Genomic DNA, 16,122 nt, shown 5'->3' on the forward strand with positions numbered 1-16,122 from the left:
CCGTGTTCGACACCGTACGAGACGACCTGCGCGCCACCCTCGACGAGATCCGCGCCGCCGGCCTGCACAAGCCCGAGCGGGTCATCGGTACCCCGCAGTCCGCGACCGTCGGCGTCACCGCCGGCGGCCGCCCCGGCGAGGTCCTCAACTTCTGCGCCAACAACTACCTCGGGCTGGCCGACCACCCCGAGGTGATCGCCGCCGCCCACGAGGCGCTGGACCGCTGGGGCTACGGCATGGCATCCGTCCGCTTCATCTGCGGCACCCAGGAGGTCCACAAGGAGCTGGAGGCGCGCCTGTCGGCGTTCCTCGGCCAGGAGGACACGATCCTGTATTCCTCCTGCTTCGACGCCAACGGCGGTGTCTTCGAGACCCTGCTCGGCGAGGAGGACGCGGTGATCTCCGACGCCCTCAACCACGCCTCCATCATCGACGGCATCCGCCTGTCCAAGGCTCGCCGCCTGCGGTACGCCAACCGCGATCTCGTCGACCTGGAGGCCAGGCTCAAGGAGGCCACCGAGGGCGGCGCGCGGCGCAAGCTCGTCGTCACCGACGGCGTCTTCTCCATGGACGGCTATGTGGCCCCGCTCGCCGAGATCTGCGACCTCGCGGAGCGCTACGACGCCATGGTCATGGTCGACGACTCGCACGCCGTCGGCTTCGTCGGCCCCACCGGCCGCGGCACCCCGGAACTGCACGGCGTCATGGACCGCGTCGACATCATCACCGGCACCCTCGGCAAGGCCCTCGGCGGCGCCTCCGGCGGCTACGTCGCCGCCCGCGCCGAGATCGTCGCGCTGCTGCGCCAGCGCTCCCGCCCGTACCTGTTCTCCAACACGCTCGCCCCGGTGATCGCGGCCGCGTCCCTCAAGGTCCTCGACCTGCTGGAGTCGGCCGACGACCTGCGCGTCAGGCTCACCGAGAACACCGCGCTGTTCCGCCGCCGGATGACCGAGGAGGGCTTCGACATCCTCCCCGGTGACCACGCCATCGCGCCCGTCATGATCGGCGACGCCGCGCGGGCGGCCCGGATGGCCGAACTTCTGCTGGAGCGCGGGGTCTACGTGATCGGCTTCTCCTACCCGGTCGTCCCGCAGGGCCAGGCCCGTATCCGCGTCCAGCTGTCCGCCGCGCACTCCACGCAGGACGTCGACCGCGCGGTCGACGCCTTCGTCGCGGCGCGTGCCGAGCTGGCCGCCTGACCAGGGCGGTCCGCCTGGGATAATCGGAGGCATGATCGAGGCACGGCGGCTCCACATCCTCCGTGCGGTGGCCGACCACCGCACGGTCACCGCGGCGGCCGCCGCGCTCTATCTGACCCCCTCCGCGGTCTCCCAGCAGCTGACGGCCCTGGAGCAGGAGACCGGCCATCGCCTGGTCGAGCGCGGCGCCAAGGGCGTACGGCTCACCCCGGCGGGCGAGATCCTGCTCAGCCACACCAACGCCGTCCTCGCCCAGCTGGAGCGGGCCGAGGCCGAGCTGTCCGCCTACGGCTCGGGCGAGGCGGGCACGGTCACCGTGGCCGCCTTCGCGACCGGCATCGCCCAGGTCGTGGCCCCGGCCGTGTCCCGCCTGTCGGCACGCGCGCCCGGCATCCGCATCCGGGTCCAGGACGCCGAGGGTGACGCCAGCCTGCCGATGGTGCTGGACCGGCAGGTGGACGTGGCGGTCGCCGTCGAGTACCGGGGCGCCCCGGCGGCCGGCGACCCCCGGCTCACCCATGTGCCGCTGTACGCCGAGCCGTTCGACGCCGTCGTGCCGCTCACCCACCGCCTCGCCGACAGCGCCGAGGTGCCCCTGGCCGAACTGGCCAAGGACGCGTGGATCGGCCCCTACCCCGGCAACCCCTGCCACGACGTGGTCGTCCTGGCCTGCGAGAGCGCCGGCTTCCAGCCCCGCCTGGAACACTCCTCCGACGACTTCCGGGCCGTCGTCGCCCTGTCCTCGGCCGACGCCGGGGTGGCCCTGGTGCCGCGCTCCGCCCTGCGCGGCATGGACCTCGCCGGCGTGGTCGTCCGCCCGGTCGACGGCGTGGCCCCGACCCGCCGGGTGTTCGCCGCCGTACGCCGCGGCGCCGAGGGGCACCCGCTGATCCGGCCGGTGCTGGAGGCACTGGGCGAGGCGGCGCAGGACCAGCGGCCGGGCTCCGGGCCGGGGTCGACGGCCACGGGGTGACTGTCAGTGGCAGGGGCTACGGTGCGTGGCATGCCGGACTCAGAAGACGTACGCCGAATCGCCCTGTCCCTGCCGGAGGTCACGGAGAAGGTCGCCTGGAACATGCCGACGTTCCGGGTCGCCGGGAAGATGTTCGCGACCCTGCCCGAGGACGAGACGTCCATCGCCGTCCGCTGCCCCAAGGAGGAGCGGGACGAGCTGGTGCTGGCCGAGCCGGACAAGTTCTGGATCGCGGGCCACGAGGCCCAGTTCGCCTGGATCAGAGCGCGACTGACCGCGCTGGAGGGCGAGGAGGAGCTGCGTGACGTCCTGGCCGACTCCTGGCGCCAGGCGGCCCCGCCCCGACTCCTGGACGTCCACCCCGAGTTGGGCATGCCGTCCGGGGAGTGAAACATCCCCGTGGGCCCGGCCGGGGCGTGGCATGATCCCGCGGCTCAGGCGGTGAGGGGACGCGGGCCCGCCTCCGGCCCTCGCGGGGCCGGCGGCCGACGCGCTGGGCGCCGGCCGTGTCCTGCTGGTCTCCGCCGCGCGAGCCCGGCGGTGGCCGCGGCCCTCCTCGCCGTCCCGGCGACCCGCGGCCTCGTCCGCACCGACGCCGACGCTCCCGCCCCGAAGGCGCCCTGACGAGGCCCGAGCCGGACCCGCGCGCCGGGCTCGCGTGCCGGACTCGCGTGCCGGACTCGCGTGCCGGACCCGCACCGGACCCGCGCCGGAAACGTACGCCGGAAACGTACGCCGGGCTCACGCGCCGGAAGCGTACGCCCCGACGAAACCGCCGATCCGCTCGCGCAGACTGTGCGCGTCGAGTCCGTGCGCGGCCACATGGTCCTCGAGGCCGCCGTAGCGGCGCAGCTCGCGGCGGCCCACGCCCAGGCCCAGCACCCGGTGCGGGACGTCGGCCAGTGCCTCGCTCACCGCGCCCGTGGACGTCCCCGCGAGATACGGCTCGACCAGCACGACGTCGTTGCCGGCGGCCTGTGTCGCCCGGCGCAGGCCCGCCGCGTCGAACGGCCGTACGGTCGTCGCGTACAGCACGGTCACGTCCAGCCCTTCGGTGGCCGCGAGGACCGCGTCCAGCATCGGGCCGACCGCGACCACGACACCGCGGCCGCCCTCCCGGACCGTCACGAAGGTCCGGCCGTCGATCGCCCGGGCGTGCCGGTTGGACTGGACGGAGAGGCGTACGTACACCCGGTCGTCGCCCGCGGCGACCGCGTGCCGCAGCAGCGTCTCGGCCTCGTCGGGGTGCCCGGGCACATGGACGGTCCAGCCGTCCAGCGTGTCGAGGAGGGCCACGTCGCCCGGGGCCATGTGCGTGTAGCCCCCGGCCGGCCAGTCGAAGGAGGCGGCGGCGCTCACCAGCACCGCCCCGGTGTCCTGGTGCCCCAGGTCCAGCTTGAGCTGCTCGAACGGCCGCTCCACGAGGAAGCTCGCGAAGGTGTGCACGACCGGCCGCAGTCCGGTCAGCGCCAGGCCGGCGGCGGCCCCGACGAGCAACTGCTCACGGATGCCGACGTTGATCACCCGGTCGGGATGCCGGCGCGCGGCCTCCGCGAAACCGTCCCTGCCGATCTCGGCGAGGACGACCGCGACCCGGGGGTCGTCGTCCAGCAGCCGGGAGACGACGAGTGCGAAACGATCACGCATGGTGTCCATGGAAGAGGTGCCCTTTCCGGAGAGCGGGGGAGGGGGAACGGGAGGGGCGGGGGTCAGGCGTTCTACGGCTCGACGCGGGCCACGACCACGTGCGGCCGCCCCGGGTGCGGAGCCGTGAACGCGGCGTACAGGGCCTCGTGATCGCGTCCGTCGACGGTCGTCGCGGACCAGCCCGCGGCCTCGAACCGGGCGGCGATCCCACCGGGCAGCGCATGGCTGGCGGAGGAGTTGTCGATCACCACGGTGTGCAGCCGCTCCAGTGCCGCGGGCCCGGCGAAGGCGATCGCCTCGTGATTGCTGCCCTCGTCCAGCTCGGCGTCGCCGATCAGCACCCACACCGCCGGATCGTGCAGCCCCCGCGCCCGCAGTCCCAGGGCGGTGCCCACGGCGATCGGCAGGCCGTGCCCGAGCGAGCCGCTGCCGATCTCCGCCCCCGGCACCAGCACACGGTCCGGGTGATGGCCGAGCGGGGAGTCGTACGAGCCGAAGCCGGGCAGCCAGGCCACCGGTACGAAGCCCTTCGCGGCCAGCACGGCGTAGTACGCCATGGGCCCGTGCCCCTTGCTCAGCAGGAACCGGTCCCGGCCCGGATCGTCCGGCCGCCCTGGTGTGACCCTCAGCACCCGGTCGTAGAGCACCCACAGCACGTCGAGCGTGGAGGTGGCGGCCGGGCCGTGCTTCTCGTCGCCGGTCATCAGCCGCATCAGGGCGGGGAGGTCGGCGTACCCGTGGACGCGGTGTTCGTCCGTTGTGATCGTCATGGGGTCGATCGTGCGACCTCAACCAAGCTTGAGGTCAACAGGCGAAAGGCGCGCGCGACCAGCACGGCGAGTGCGGTATTGTTTCCCTGCGCGTTTCGGCCGGGGAAATCCCAGGTCAAACGGCAGCGGGACGTGGCGCAGCTTGGTAGCGCACTTGACTGGGGGTCAAGGGGTCGCAGGTTCAAATCCTGTCGTCCCGACTGGAGACAGTCGCAGGTCAGGGCCGGTTTCGGAGGTATCCGAAACCGGCCCTTGATCATTCTCGGGGACCGGTGCCGGCGTTTCGCTGGGTTGTGCCTCACCGTGCGGGTGCGGAGGGGGCCGCCGAGCCGACGTCCGCTGTGGTGACGAGGCGATCCTGCCGGGTGCTGCATTCGGCGTGCCGGAGGCGGACGACGGCGTCGAGTCCGCCGCCGGGGGCCGCCTCCAGGGTGACCTCGCCACCTCCGGCGCGGGTGAGGTGCCGGACCAGTGGTAGTCCGAGGCCGGTGCCGTCGTGGTCGGCGTGGGGAGCTCGCCAGAAGCGGTCGAAGGCCCGGTGCCGTTCGGCCTCGGTCATGCCGGGGCCCTGGTCGATCACGTGCAGCTCGGCCATGGGCGGGGTGCGGGTGCCTTGTGCGGGGGTGGCGACGACGGCCATGGTGACGGCGGTTCCCGGTGCGGACACCCGCAGCGCGTTGGAGAGCAGGTTGTCGATGATCTGCTCCAGTGCGCCGGGGATCGCCAACACCTGTACGGACGTGCCTTCGGACACGACGATGTCGACCTGCTGCTCGTCGGCGAAGGCGGTCCAGATGTCCGCGCGATCGGCGACGACGGTATTGAGGTCGGCTGCCTCCGCCCGGATCTCGGTGTTCTCCAGCCGTGCGAGAGCGAGCAGCCCCTGCACCATGCGGCTGAGGCGCTCCAGCTCCCCGAGTGCCTTGTCGAGGCTGTCCTGGGCGCAGGGGGCGAGGTGCGGCTCGAAGTTCTCCAGGCGCAGACGCAGTGCGGTCAGGGGGGTCTTCAGCTGGTGTGACACGTCGGAGGCGAACGCCTGCTGGGCTTGGAGCAGGTGCTGGAGCCGGGTCGCGGTCCGCGTGAACGACGCGGCGAGCCGGCGCAGTTCCGGTGGCCCGTGGTCGGTCGCCGGTGGATCGGTGATCCGGCCTTCGGCGAGCTGAGCGGTGGCGCGCTCCAAGGCCTGTACGGGCCGGGTGATCGAGCGCGCGAAAGCGAACCCGATCAGGGAGGCGAGGGCGATCACCCCGAGCCCGACGGCGGCGAGGACCAGCCAGGTGGTGTGCACCCTTGCCTTGAGCGGGCCGAGTGCGTACACCGTTCGCACCACACAGGCGACGGCGGCGTTGGGCCCGCCGGGGACGGTGACGAAGAGGAACTCACCGTCCGCGGGCGGGGCCCCGCGGGTGCCGACAGCGGGGCGACCGTGCAGTGCCGAGGAGATGTCCGGCTCGGCGGACAGGTCCTTGCCGACCATGGCGGGGGCAGCGGTGTCGGTGAGAACGACGCCCCGTCGGTCGGCGACGAGCACGGTGCCGCCGGTCCGCTGCCCGTACCCGACGGCGAGTTCGGGCAGGTCGGCTGTCAGTCCGTGCTCCATCTTGTCCTCGCAGACCTCCGCGAGCGTCGTCGCCCCCTGCTCCGCCGTGTGGGAGAAGCGGGACAGCTCGCTCCGGGCGTAGAAGAGGCCGAAGGGCACTTCGAGCGCGAGCAGGACGAGCAGTATCAGGCTCAGGTGGCCGAGCAGGAGGCGACGAGTCACCGGATGTCTCCGCCGCGTGCCCCTACCGCGGCGGAGGTGGCGTCGAGGGATGCCGGGAGGACGAGACGGAAGCCGATTCCGCGGATGTTCTCGATCCAGGACGCGTCGCCGAGTTTGCGGCGCAGCGCGGCGATGTGGACGTCCAGGGTCTTGGTGGGGCCGAAGAAGTTCGGTTCCCAGACCGTGTCGAGGATCTGCCGGCGGGAGCAGACGGCGCCGGGGTCCTCGGCGAGGCAGGTGAGCAGGTCGAACTCCTTGGGCGCGAGGGCGACGGACGACTGCCCCAGGCGCACCTGCCGGGTGCGGCAATCGATGGTCAAGGGGCCGATCCGCTGGATGTCGGGTGTCCCGGCGTGCTCGAGGTCGTCCGAGGGCTTCGACGATCCACACGGGGTGTCCGCGACCGCGGGGCGGGCGCGGCGGGTCACGGCACGGATCCGGGCGACGAGTTCCCGTACGCCGAAGGGCTTGGAGACGTAGTCGTCCGCACCCAGTTCGAGCCCGAGTACACGGTCCACCTCGTCGTCCCTGGCCGTGATCATGATGATCGGCACCGACGAGCGGGACCTCAACGCCCGGCAGACGTCGAGGCCGTCCATATCGGGCAGCCCCAGGTCCAGCAGCACCATCGCCACCTCGGGCCCGGCGAGACCCTCGGCCCCCGTTCTGGCGTGTTCCACGGTGAACCCGAAACGGCGCAGCCCCTCCGCCAACGGCCCGGCCACCCGGTCGTCGTCCTCGATCAGCAAGACACGCATGCCGAAAGGCTCACAGACGCCGGCCACCGCGCGGGGCACAAACGCCGCAAGCTCCCCCGAGCCGGTGATCTTCCACGATCGGCTCATTCACCGAGGCGCGGCGTGTTGACGACATCAAGGACCTGGCCAGCGTGGCGTAAGCCGAGAGTTAAGACGTCGGGCGCCGGCCCTCGGTCTCCCAGGTGGCACTGGGAATCTGATCCAAGGTCAGCCCGCGGGCCCTGGCGTCCGTCTCGGCCGGATCGGCTGGACCGGCCGAAAACGCGGAGGGCGAACCGCTGTCTCGGGTGCGTCCGGGACCTCTCCCTGTATTTGCTCTGGCAATTCGCTTGATCGTCTTCCCGTAGCGTCGGTTGTGCGGTCGGTGCCATCGGCGCGCCACCGGACCACCCGCCACCGCAGGAGCTGGGGACACCGCATGCCCATCGACGTACTACGCCGTCTTCGCCCGGACCTGGCGGAGCCCTTCGCGACCGCACTCCCGGGAGCACGTGCCACCGTGCTGAGCCGTCTGTGGGGCGCCTTCGCGCGAGAACCGCTGCCCGGTGTGGCCGCGCGCCGACGCGAGTCCGACTCCCTCGTCGTCGAGTTGCGGCGGGGCGGAACGCTCTCGGCGGCCGAGGCCGGCGCGCGGCCGTTCGCCGAGGTCCCCCACGACTTCGCGGTCTCGGGTCCGGAGGGGCCGATCAGCGGTCCGGCCCAGCTGCTGGCGCAGCTCGGCCTGCATACCCCCGCGGCGGAGCGGCTGGCGGCCGAGCTCGACAACAGCGTCGTCAACCTGGCCCTGGCCAGGGCGGCCAACGCGGACCGGAAGGCCCCTCCGGCCGACTCGACGGATGCCGAGCAGGCGGTCGTCGACGGCCACCCGCAGCACCCCTGCTGCCGGACGCGCACCGGCATGTCCGTCGCCGATGTGCTCGCCTACGCGCCCGAGCACCACCCGGTCGTCCGGCTCGCGCTGATCCGGGTCCCGGCCGACCGCTGGCAGGGCGCCGGCGACTGGCCGCGCACCCTGCGGGACGGCGACGCGTACCTGCTGCCGATGCACCCATGGCAGCGGCGCCATGTGCTCGGGCACCACCCCGAGCTGGCCGTCGTCGAGGAGACGATCCCGGCCCGCCCGTTGCTGTCGCTGCGCACCCTCGCACCGCTGGGCGTCCTGTCGGGCTGCCACATCAAGACCGCGCTCGACGTCCAGGTCACCAACTACCGGCGCACCATCTCCCCGGCCGAGGCCGCCGACGGGCCCCCCTTGTCCGACCTGGTCGCCGCCGTCGTCGACAAGGCCGGACACAGCGGCAGCCTGCGGGTCCTGCGGGAGCTGGGCGGCGGCTCGGTGTGCGTGGACGGACAGCCCTCCGCCAGCCTGACCGCCATGATCCGCGAATCGACCGAATGCCACCTCGACGCCGGTGAGATCGCGGTACCGCTCACCGCCGTGCACGCGACCGGAGCCGCCATGGTGTCGGGGGACCCGTCGAGCTGGCTGGCGGACCTGGCCGGCCTCGTCCTGCCGCCGGCCCTGACGCTGCTGTCCATGGGGGTGGCACTGGAGGCGCACGGCCAGAACACCCTGGTCGTCCTGCGAGACGGGCGGCCGGTGCGGGTGCTGTACCGGGACCTGGACGGCGTACGGGTCAGCCCGCACCGCCTGGCCCGCTACGGCTTCACGCTGCCGCCGCTGCTCGGCAGCCGCGCCGGCGACGACGTGGGCGCCCTGCACACCAAGCTCTTCGGCGGCCTGATCAGCGGGGTCTTCAGCGAACTCGTCGACGTCCTCGGCCGGGCCCGGGCGGCTGATCCACGGGCGCTGTGGAGCGCGGTCGCCGAGGTCGGGCGCCGCGTGTTCGCCGGCCTGCCGGATCAGGAGGACGCGGCAGCGTTCTTCGCGGACACGATGCCGCTGAAGGCGACCGTCGCCATGCGGCTGTCCGAGGACCCGGGCGCCGCCCAATGGACGTCCGTCCCCAACCCCTTGGCGTCGTGCCGTTGACCTTGAGGCACCGACCGCTGTCCCACTGGAGCAACCACATGACCACCAGCGCAGCCCCCCACACCGACATCGCCGCCACCGTACCCGCCCAGACCGCGGAGCCCTCGCGGACGGCCGACATCGTCACGACCCACACGCTGCTCAACTGCCTGATCCGCGAGGTGTCCGCCCCCGAGCACCAGGTGACAGTCGTCGACGACCACCTCCTGCTACGACTGCCCCGCCGGGGCCTGCTGCTGCGTACGGCGCTGCGCCGGGTCTCGTTGATCGGAGCGCACCGCTTCCAGGACTCGGTGCAACGGCTCGACGGCGACGCCTGGGTGACCGTGGACTGGCGCGAGCTGGCCGGCCTCGTCCAGGACGAACTGGAACAGCGCACGGGGCTTGGCAACGAGGAGTTCCTGAGCCAGGTCGCCGACAGCCGGGAGACGATCCGCGTCGTACTGGAAGAGCGGGCGGGCGGCCGGACGGACCCGGACCCGTATGTGGCCTCGGAGCAGTCCCTGGTGTTCGGCCACCGCTTCCACCCCACTCCCAAGGCGCGTACCGGCGACCCGGCGGACTGGCTGGCATTCGGCCCGGAGACCGGCGCCCGCTTCCGGCTGCGCTATCTGGCCGTACGCCGCCACCTCGTGCGGGAGGAGGGCGAGCCGCACGCGCTGGACACGCTGCACCCGGTCGTCGACCCGGAGTTCGCCGTACTTCCGGTGCACCCCTGGCAGCACCGGCTGCTGAAGGACCACGACCGGCTGCGCGAGGCGGTCGCCGCCGGAGATGTCGTGGACGCCGGCACGGGCGGCCCGCAGTGGGTGCCGACCGCATCGGTGCGGACTCTGTACGACCCCGAGACCGACGTGTTCCTGAAGTTCAGCCTCAACGTCCGCATCACCAACTGCGTCCGCAAACACGCCGGTTACGAACTGTCCGGCGCTGTCGCCCTCACCCGGCTGCTCCAGCCCGTCTTCGTCGAACTCGCCGGCCGTTTCCCGGGGTGCGCGCTCCTGGCCGAGCCCGGCTACCGGACCCTCGACACGGCCGGCGACACCGCCCTCCTGGAGGGCTTCGGTGTCATCGTCCGCTCCGGCCTGCGCCACCATCTGCGTCCCGGGGTGACACCCCTGCTCGCCGCCGCGGTGGCGGACGAGTACCCGACCGGTCCGGCCCATGTCTCGCGACTGCTCGCCCGCGGCGACGGAGACGTCCTGGCCTGGTGGGACGCGTACCTTCGGCTGTTGCTGCCACCGGTGCTGGCCGCCTACTTCGAACACGGTGTCGTGCTCGAACCCCATCTGCAGAACGTCGTCGTCGGCGTCGATGCCGACGGCACACCCGCGCAGATGCTCTTCCGCGACCTGGAGGGCACCAAGCTCCTGCCCGGCCGCCACCGGCAGGCCCTCGCGGATCTCCCGGCCGACGTACGAGGTTCCCTCACCTACGATCCCGAACACGGCTGGAACCGGGTCGCGTACTGCCTCCTGGTCAACCACACCGCCGAAATGCTCAGCGCCCTGGCCGACCTCGACCCGACGCTGGAACCCGCCCTCTGGGGCCTGGTCCGCGACCACCTCGCCGCCTACGCCCGTACGGCCGCCGAACCGCCGCGCCTGCGCGCCCTGTTGTGTGGCGTACCGCTGCCGGCCAAGGCCAACCTTCTGCTGCGCTGGTCCCGCAAGGCCGACCGGCACGCGACCTACGTGCCCGTGCCCAGCCCGCTCGGGAGGGACTTCCCCCGCGAGGTGGTCCGGTGAGGCGCGAGGCGTCCGACCTCGTCGCCGCGCTGCCCGACGACGATCTGCCCGCCTACGTCTACGACCTGCCGGACCTGCGGGAGCACGTGCGTACGATCCGGGCCGCACTGCCGGAACGCGTCGAGCTGCTGTACGCGGCCAAGGCCAACTCCGACCCCCGGATCCTGCGGACCCTCGCCGGACACGTCCACGGCTTCGAGGTGGCCTCCGGCGGCGAACTGGACCACGTCCGCGCCGTCGTCCCCGACGCACCGATCGCCTTCGGCGGCCCTGGCAAGACGCAGCGGGAGCTGACCCGCGCGCTGGACGCGGGGGCCGAGCGCCTGCACATCGAGAGCGAACACGAACTCCGCCTGCTGGCCACCTTGCTGGGCGACCGGACCGTGGAGGTACTGCTGCGCGTCAACCTGCCGGTGGACGTGGGCCGAGTCGCTCTGGCCATGGGCGGTGGGCCGTTCGGCATGGATCCCGTACGACTGGACCGCTGCCTGGAGGTGATGGAGTCGGCCCCGGGTGTCCGGCTGCGCGGGCTCCACTTCCACCTTGCCAGCGGCCTCCAGGCCCACTCCCATCTCCGGCTCGTCGACAAGGTCCTCGCCTGGGCCGAGAACTGGGCCCGTGAGCGCGGAATCGACCTGCGCGAAGTCAACGTCGGCGGCGGCATGGGCGTCGACTACACGCATCCGCCCGGAGTGTTCGACTGGCCCGCCCTCGGCGCCGGACTGCGCCGGATCCTCGCCCGCCACCCCCACCTCACCCTCCGGATCGAACCAGGCCGCTCGGTCACCGCCTACTGCGGCTGGTACGTCACCCAGGTCCTGGACATCAAGTTCAGCCGAGGGCACGCGTTCGCCGTACTGCGCGGTGGCACCCACCATCTGCGCACCCCGGCCGCGAAACAGCACGACCAGCCCTTCGAGGTGATCCCCGAGGACACCTGGCCGCGGCCCTGGGACCGCCCCGAGGTCCGCGACGAGCCGGTGACGCTGGTCGGACAGCTGTGCACGCCCAAGGACGTACTGGCAAGCCGGATCATGACGGAGCGGCTGCGCGTCGGCGACCGCGTGGCCTTCGCCATGGCCGGCGCCTACGCATGGAACATCTCCCACCACGCGTTCCTCATGCACCCCCACCCGACCTTCCATCACCTCGACGACGCCGGCGCGCCCGTCGCAGGCGACCTGTGTGCCCGCCAGACGTCGTGAGCGCCGTCTTTCGCATGCCGGTGACGCATGCCCTCGCCGTCCGGAACTTCAGGCGCTACCTCCTCGGACAGCTGGTCTCCAACATCGGCACATGGATGCAGCGCGCCGCGCAGGACCTGCTCGTCCTCCACACCACCGGCAACAGCGGCAGCGCGGTCGGCATCGTGACCGCGCTGCAGTTCCTGCCGCAGACCCTGCTCGGCCTGACCGGAGGCGTGCTGGCCGACCGGTACCCCAAGCGAAGGACGCTGCTCCTGACCCAGACGGCGATGGCCGTCCAGTCACTTCTCCTGGGGCTGCTCACGGTCACCGGAGCGGTGACCCCGCTGTCCGTCTACGCCCTGGCCTTCGCCCTCGGCACCGCCACCGCGGTGGACGGTCCCGCCCGCAACGCCTACATCTGCGAACTCGTCTCCCGCGAGCGCACGGCCAGCGCGGTCGGCTTGAACGCCGCCCAGTTCAACGTGGCCCGCAGCGTCGGCCCGGCCCTCGCCGGCCTGGCCGTCGCGGCCTTCGGCACCGGCCCGGTGTTCCTCCTGAACGCCGCCTCGTACCTGGCCGTCCTCTACGGCCTGATCACCATCCGTACCGACGCACCGGACGTCCCCGACCGCCCGCGACCCGGCCCCACCCGGGCGCGCGAGGCACTCCGCCACATCGCCACCACCCCGGAACTGCTCCTGCCGATCAGCCTCATCGCCTTCGTCGGAACCTTCGGCCTCAACTTCCAGGTGACCATCTCGCTCGTCGCCATCACGGTGTTCCACACGGGCGCCGCCACCTTCGGCTACCTCTCCGCCGCCTACGCACTGGGCAGCCTCCTCGGCGCGATCTACTGGGCCCACCACGGCAAGCCCCCCACCGCACGACGTCTGACCTCCACCACGATCGGCTTCGGTGCACTGGAGGTCGCGCAGGGCCTGATGCCGGGGTACGGCTCGTTCATGGCCCTGCTGTTCCTCACCGGATGTGCCGCGGTGACCGTGACCACCACGGCCAACGCGCTGATCCAGCTCCATGCCGACCCGCGTCTGCGGGGCCGTGTCCTGTCCGTCTACTTCCTCGTCCTGCTCGGCGGCACCCCCCTCGGCGCCCCGCTGGTCGGTCTGGTGGCGGACACTCTCGGCGCCCGTTGCAGTCTGATCCTGGGCGGCTTCGTATCGCTCGTCACCGCGCTCGTGCTCTCCCTCTCGTTCGCGAGCCGAAGCCGACGGCGTGTCCGCGTCGCAGAACCGACACCTGCGATCAGCTCACCCTTCGCTTCGGCCCAGCCGAAAGGAGGGCGTCGGCCCGACCTGTGACGCATTCGGTCGTCGCCGCCGGCGGTGCGGGTCGAGGGTCCGCGGGCGGATGCCGGGACGGGAACCCGCTGCCTCGCGCCACCGGCCGGGGGGTGGCTGCACGCGCGGTGCCGGCACACCTTAGTCTTACAACATGTAGGAGTTGCCGGGGAGTGGCACGCGCTCCCCGGCAGACCCCAAGGGGGCACTCCGTGGGCGGCCTCTCGGCGCCGACGGGGCCGGCTCCTGGGCTGAGGAGTGGCGAGAATGAGCGAACACCGGCGCCGATCGTCGGGGAGGACCATACCGTCCGGCTCCGACGGTACGCACAACGGTGGCCGGGCCGCGGCGCGCAGGGCCGCGGCATCCCGGGACGGGCGCGCCCGCCGCACCGCGGGCACGCGCCGCGCGGACACCACACGGCCCCGTCGGCGGGGCCTGATCGACTACCCGCGGGCCGGCCGACGTGGGCTCCGGCGGTGGCTGCCGTCGTGGAAGCTGCTGTCGGGCACCTTCCTGCTGTTCGTCGCCGGCCTGCTGGGCTTGTTCGGTTACGCCTACGCCACGACGACCATTCCGGGTGCGAACCCCGACACCCAGGCGCAGAGCAACACCTTCTACTGGTCGGACGGCTCGGTGATGACCACGCAGGGGGCGACCAACCGGCAGAACGTCGACCTCGCCCAGGTGCCCAAGCTGGTGCAATGGGACTTCCTCGCCGCGGAGAACGCCACCTTCTACTCCGATCCGGGCGTCGATACGCAGGGCATGCTCCGAGCCGTGTACCACATGGCCACGGGCGGTGAGGTGCAGTCGGGGTCCACCATCACCCAGCAGTTCGTGAAGAACACCTACCTCAGTCAGGACCAGTCCGTCACCCGCAAGCTCAAGGAGATCATGATCTCCCTGAAGATCGGCGGGCAGATGACCAAGCAGCAGATCCTGCAGGGCTACCTCAACACCTGTTACTACGGCCGGGACGCCTACGGCATCGAGGCCGCGGCCCGCACCTACTACCATGTGCACGCCTCCCAACTGACCGTCAGCCAGGGGGCCTTCATCGCCTCGACGGTCAATGAGCCGAGCCTGCTGATGCACGCCGACACCGACCCGCAGGCCAAGGCCCAGGCCAAGGCGCGCTGGACGTACGTACTGGACCGCATGGCCAAGATCCACAAGATCACCGACGCCCAGGAACGGCAGTACCTGGCGGCAGGGTTCCCCACGCCCAAGCCGTACACGCCGTCGGCGGGAATGGCCGGGCAGACCGGTTACCTGGTGCAGACCGCCGAGAAGTACGTCGAGGCCCACACCTCCCTCACGGAACAGCGGCTGGGCCACGGCGGTTACCAGATCTACACGACCTTCGACAAGAAGAAGGTCGGCGCCCTGTCGGCGTCCGTCGCGGGGATGGAGCGCAAGCACCTCGACCCGCGGCACCGCTCGGCCGACAAGGACGTCCAGGTCGGCGCGGCGTCGATCGATCCGTCCACCGGCGCCGTCGTCGCGCTGTACGGAGGGCCCGGCTGGAACAAGGGGCACTGGACGGACAACGCGGACGCGACCGGAGTGCCGGTCGGCTCCACCTTCAAACCCGTCGACCTGGCCGCCGCCCTCGACCACGGCGCCGTCCTCTCGCCCGGGCAGCCCGCCGCACCGGTGACCCCCGATTCGAAGTTCGACGGCGACGACGGCATCACCATCAAGAACCGGCTGGGCCAGGAACTACCGGACTCCAAGGACCCCACGGGGCTCCTGCACCAGCGCAACGACGTGCCCACCAAGTGGGGTTACATCACCCTGCGCAAGGCAATGGAGCAGTCGGTCAACACCCCCTACGTCCAGCTCGGCGAATACGTCGGCTACGACAAGGTGGAGGAAGAGGCCCTGAAGGCGGGACTCCTGCGCACCAGCCTGCAGTACGACACCCCGGGCTTCTACATCGGCACCTCCACACCGTCGGCGATCCGGATGGCCGACGCGTACGCCACCTTCGACGACGGCGGGATCCAGCACGAGCCGTACTCGGTCACCAAGGTCGTCGCCGACGGCCGGCAGCTGCCCGGCTTCGACAAGCCCAAGGGCACCACGGCCATGCCCGCCTCGACCGCCGACACCGTCACCGACGTCCTGCGAGGCGTCGTCGAACACGGCACCGGTACCAACGCCCAGGCCCTGGGGCGCCCGGCGGCCGGCAAGACGGGTACGACCGACGACTACAAGTCCGCCTGGTTCATCGGCTACACCCCGCAGCTGACCACGGCCGTGAGCATGTTCAAGGAGGACCCGAAGAACGCCGGCCTTCGGTCGATGCAGGGTGTCGGCGGCTACGCCAAGGTCTTCGGCGCCGACATGCCCACCGAGGTATGGACCGACTACATGACAGCCGCCCTTCGCGGACAACCCGTCGAGCAGTTCCCGCCCGCGCCGCAACTGGGCCAGAGCACGGACGAATACGGCGCACCCTCGCCCACTCCCTCCGCCACCGCGACCGCGACCCAGAGCACGCCCCCGGCCACCCCGACCGCGTCGGCCACGCCGACCCCCACCACCACACCGTGCCACGGGCACGGGCATGGGCACGGGCAGCACTGTGTCAGTCCGAGTCCGACCGACACCACCGGCACCCCTGCCGGTACCGGCGGCGGCCTCCTCGGCGGCACGACCGGCGGCGACACCTCACCCCCACCTACACCGACGACCGGTACACCGGCGCCGACAGGCATCCGCGGTAGGCCTTGAGTCGTCTCATGAGGTGATGATCGCGGCACAGCGGTGGCGCGG

Annotated in this window: 12 protein-coding genes and 1 tRNA gene; 9 read left to right on the top strand and 4 right to left on the bottom strand. The window is 71.9% G+C overall.

The window, feature by feature from the left end; all coding sequences use genetic code 11:
• Positions 1–2: 2 nt before the first annotated feature.
• Genes ACIBA9_RS00100 through ACIBA9_RS00110 form a run of 3 tightly spaced genes read left to right on the top strand, consistent with a single transcriptional unit; the run spans position 3 to position 2,565 of the window.
• Positions 3–1,202: a glycine C-acetyltransferase gene (locus ACIBA9_RS00100; RefSeq protein WP_399359091.1), complete on the top strand. Its 1,200-nt coding sequence runs from the start codon at positions 3–5 to the stop codon at positions 1,200–1,202.
• A gap of 31 nt (positions 1,203–1,233) precedes the next feature.
• Complete coding sequence (locus tag ACIBA9_RS00105) at positions 1,234–2,175, top strand: LysR family transcriptional regulator (protein WP_362152149.1); 942 nt, start codon at positions 1,234–1,236, stop codon at positions 2,173–2,175.
• Between the two features lie 30 nt (positions 2,176–2,205).
• Positions 2,206–2,565 carry an MmcQ/YjbR family DNA-binding protein gene (locus ACIBA9_RS00110; RefSeq protein WP_399359092.1) on the top strand — a complete coding sequence of 120 codons (360 nt, stop codon included), beginning with the start codon at positions 2,206–2,208 and terminating at the stop codon, positions 2,563–2,565.
• A 351-nt stretch (positions 2,566–2,916) separates the two neighbouring features.
• Here ACIBA9_RS00110 and ACIBA9_RS00115 read toward each other — a convergent pair whose 3' ends face one another.
• Complete coding sequence (locus ACIBA9_RS00115) at positions 2,917–3,831, bottom strand: transketolase family protein (protein WP_399359093.1); 915 nt, start codon at positions 3,829–3,831, stop codon at positions 2,917–2,919.
• Positions 3,832–3,893: 62 nt separating this feature from the next.
• Complete coding sequence (locus tag ACIBA9_RS00120; protein WP_399359094.1) at positions 3,894–4,592, bottom strand: transketolase; 699 nt, start codon at positions 4,590–4,592, stop codon at positions 3,894–3,896.
• 126 nt (positions 4,593–4,718) lie between these two features.
• Between ACIBA9_RS00120 and ACIBA9_RS00125 the strand changes: the two genes are divergently transcribed.
• A tRNA-Pro gene (locus ACIBA9_RS00125) sits at positions 4,719–4,792 on the top strand.
• A gap of 98 nt (positions 4,793–4,890) precedes the next feature.
• Here ACIBA9_RS00125 and ACIBA9_RS00130 read toward each other — a convergent pair.
• A complete protein-coding gene (locus tag ACIBA9_RS00130; RefSeq protein WP_399359095.1) occupies positions 4,891–6,354 on the bottom strand; it encodes a sensor histidine kinase in 1,464 nt (487 codons plus the stop codon).
• Positions 6,351–7,112, bottom strand: coding sequence for a response regulator transcription factor (locus tag ACIBA9_RS00135; protein ID WP_399359096.1), 762 nt, complete (start codon positions 7,110–7,112; stop codon positions 6,351–6,353). Before ACIBA9_RS00135 ends, ACIBA9_RS00130 begins: the two co-directional genes overlap by 4 nt.
• 418 nt (positions 7,113–7,530) lie before the next feature.
• On the opposite strand from ACIBA9_RS00135, the gene ACIBA9_RS00140 reads away from it, so the two are divergent.
• From ACIBA9_RS00140 to ACIBA9_RS00160, 5 genes are all read left to right on the top strand, one after another.
• Positions 7,531–9,105 (top strand): IucA/IucC family protein, encoded by a 1,575-nt coding sequence (locus ACIBA9_RS00140; RefSeq protein ID WP_399359097.1) that lies wholly within the window; start codon positions 7,531–7,533, stop codon positions 9,103–9,105.
• A 38-nt stretch (positions 9,106–9,143) separates the two neighbouring features.
• Positions 9,144–10,853, top strand: coding sequence for an IucA/IucC family protein (locus ACIBA9_RS00145; protein ID WP_399359098.1), 1,710 nt, complete (start codon positions 9,144–9,146; stop codon positions 10,851–10,853).
• On the top strand, positions 10,850–12,058 hold the full coding sequence (locus tag ACIBA9_RS00150; protein ID WP_399359099.1) for a type III PLP-dependent enzyme: 1,209 nt from the start codon (positions 10,850–10,852) through the stop codon (positions 12,056–12,058). Before ACIBA9_RS00145 ends, ACIBA9_RS00150 begins: the two co-directional genes overlap by 4 nt.
• A 14-nt stretch (positions 12,059–12,072) precedes the next feature.
• Entirely contained in the window at positions 12,073–13,359 is a 1,287-nt protein-coding gene (locus tag ACIBA9_RS00155) for an MFS transporter (RefSeq protein WP_399359100.1), read from the top strand.
• A 246-nt stretch (positions 13,360–13,605) separates the two neighbouring features.
• A complete protein-coding gene (locus ACIBA9_RS00160; protein WP_399359101.1) occupies positions 13,606–16,080 on the top strand; it encodes a transglycosylase domain-containing protein in 2,475 nt (824 codons plus the stop codon).
• Positions 16,081–16,122: the final 42 nt, after the last annotated feature.

The organism is Streptomyces sp. NPDC051452, from assembly GCF_044454765.1.
In the GTDB taxonomy this organism is placed as follows: Bacteria; Actinomycetota; Actinomycetes; order Streptomycetales; family Streptomycetaceae; genus Streptomyces.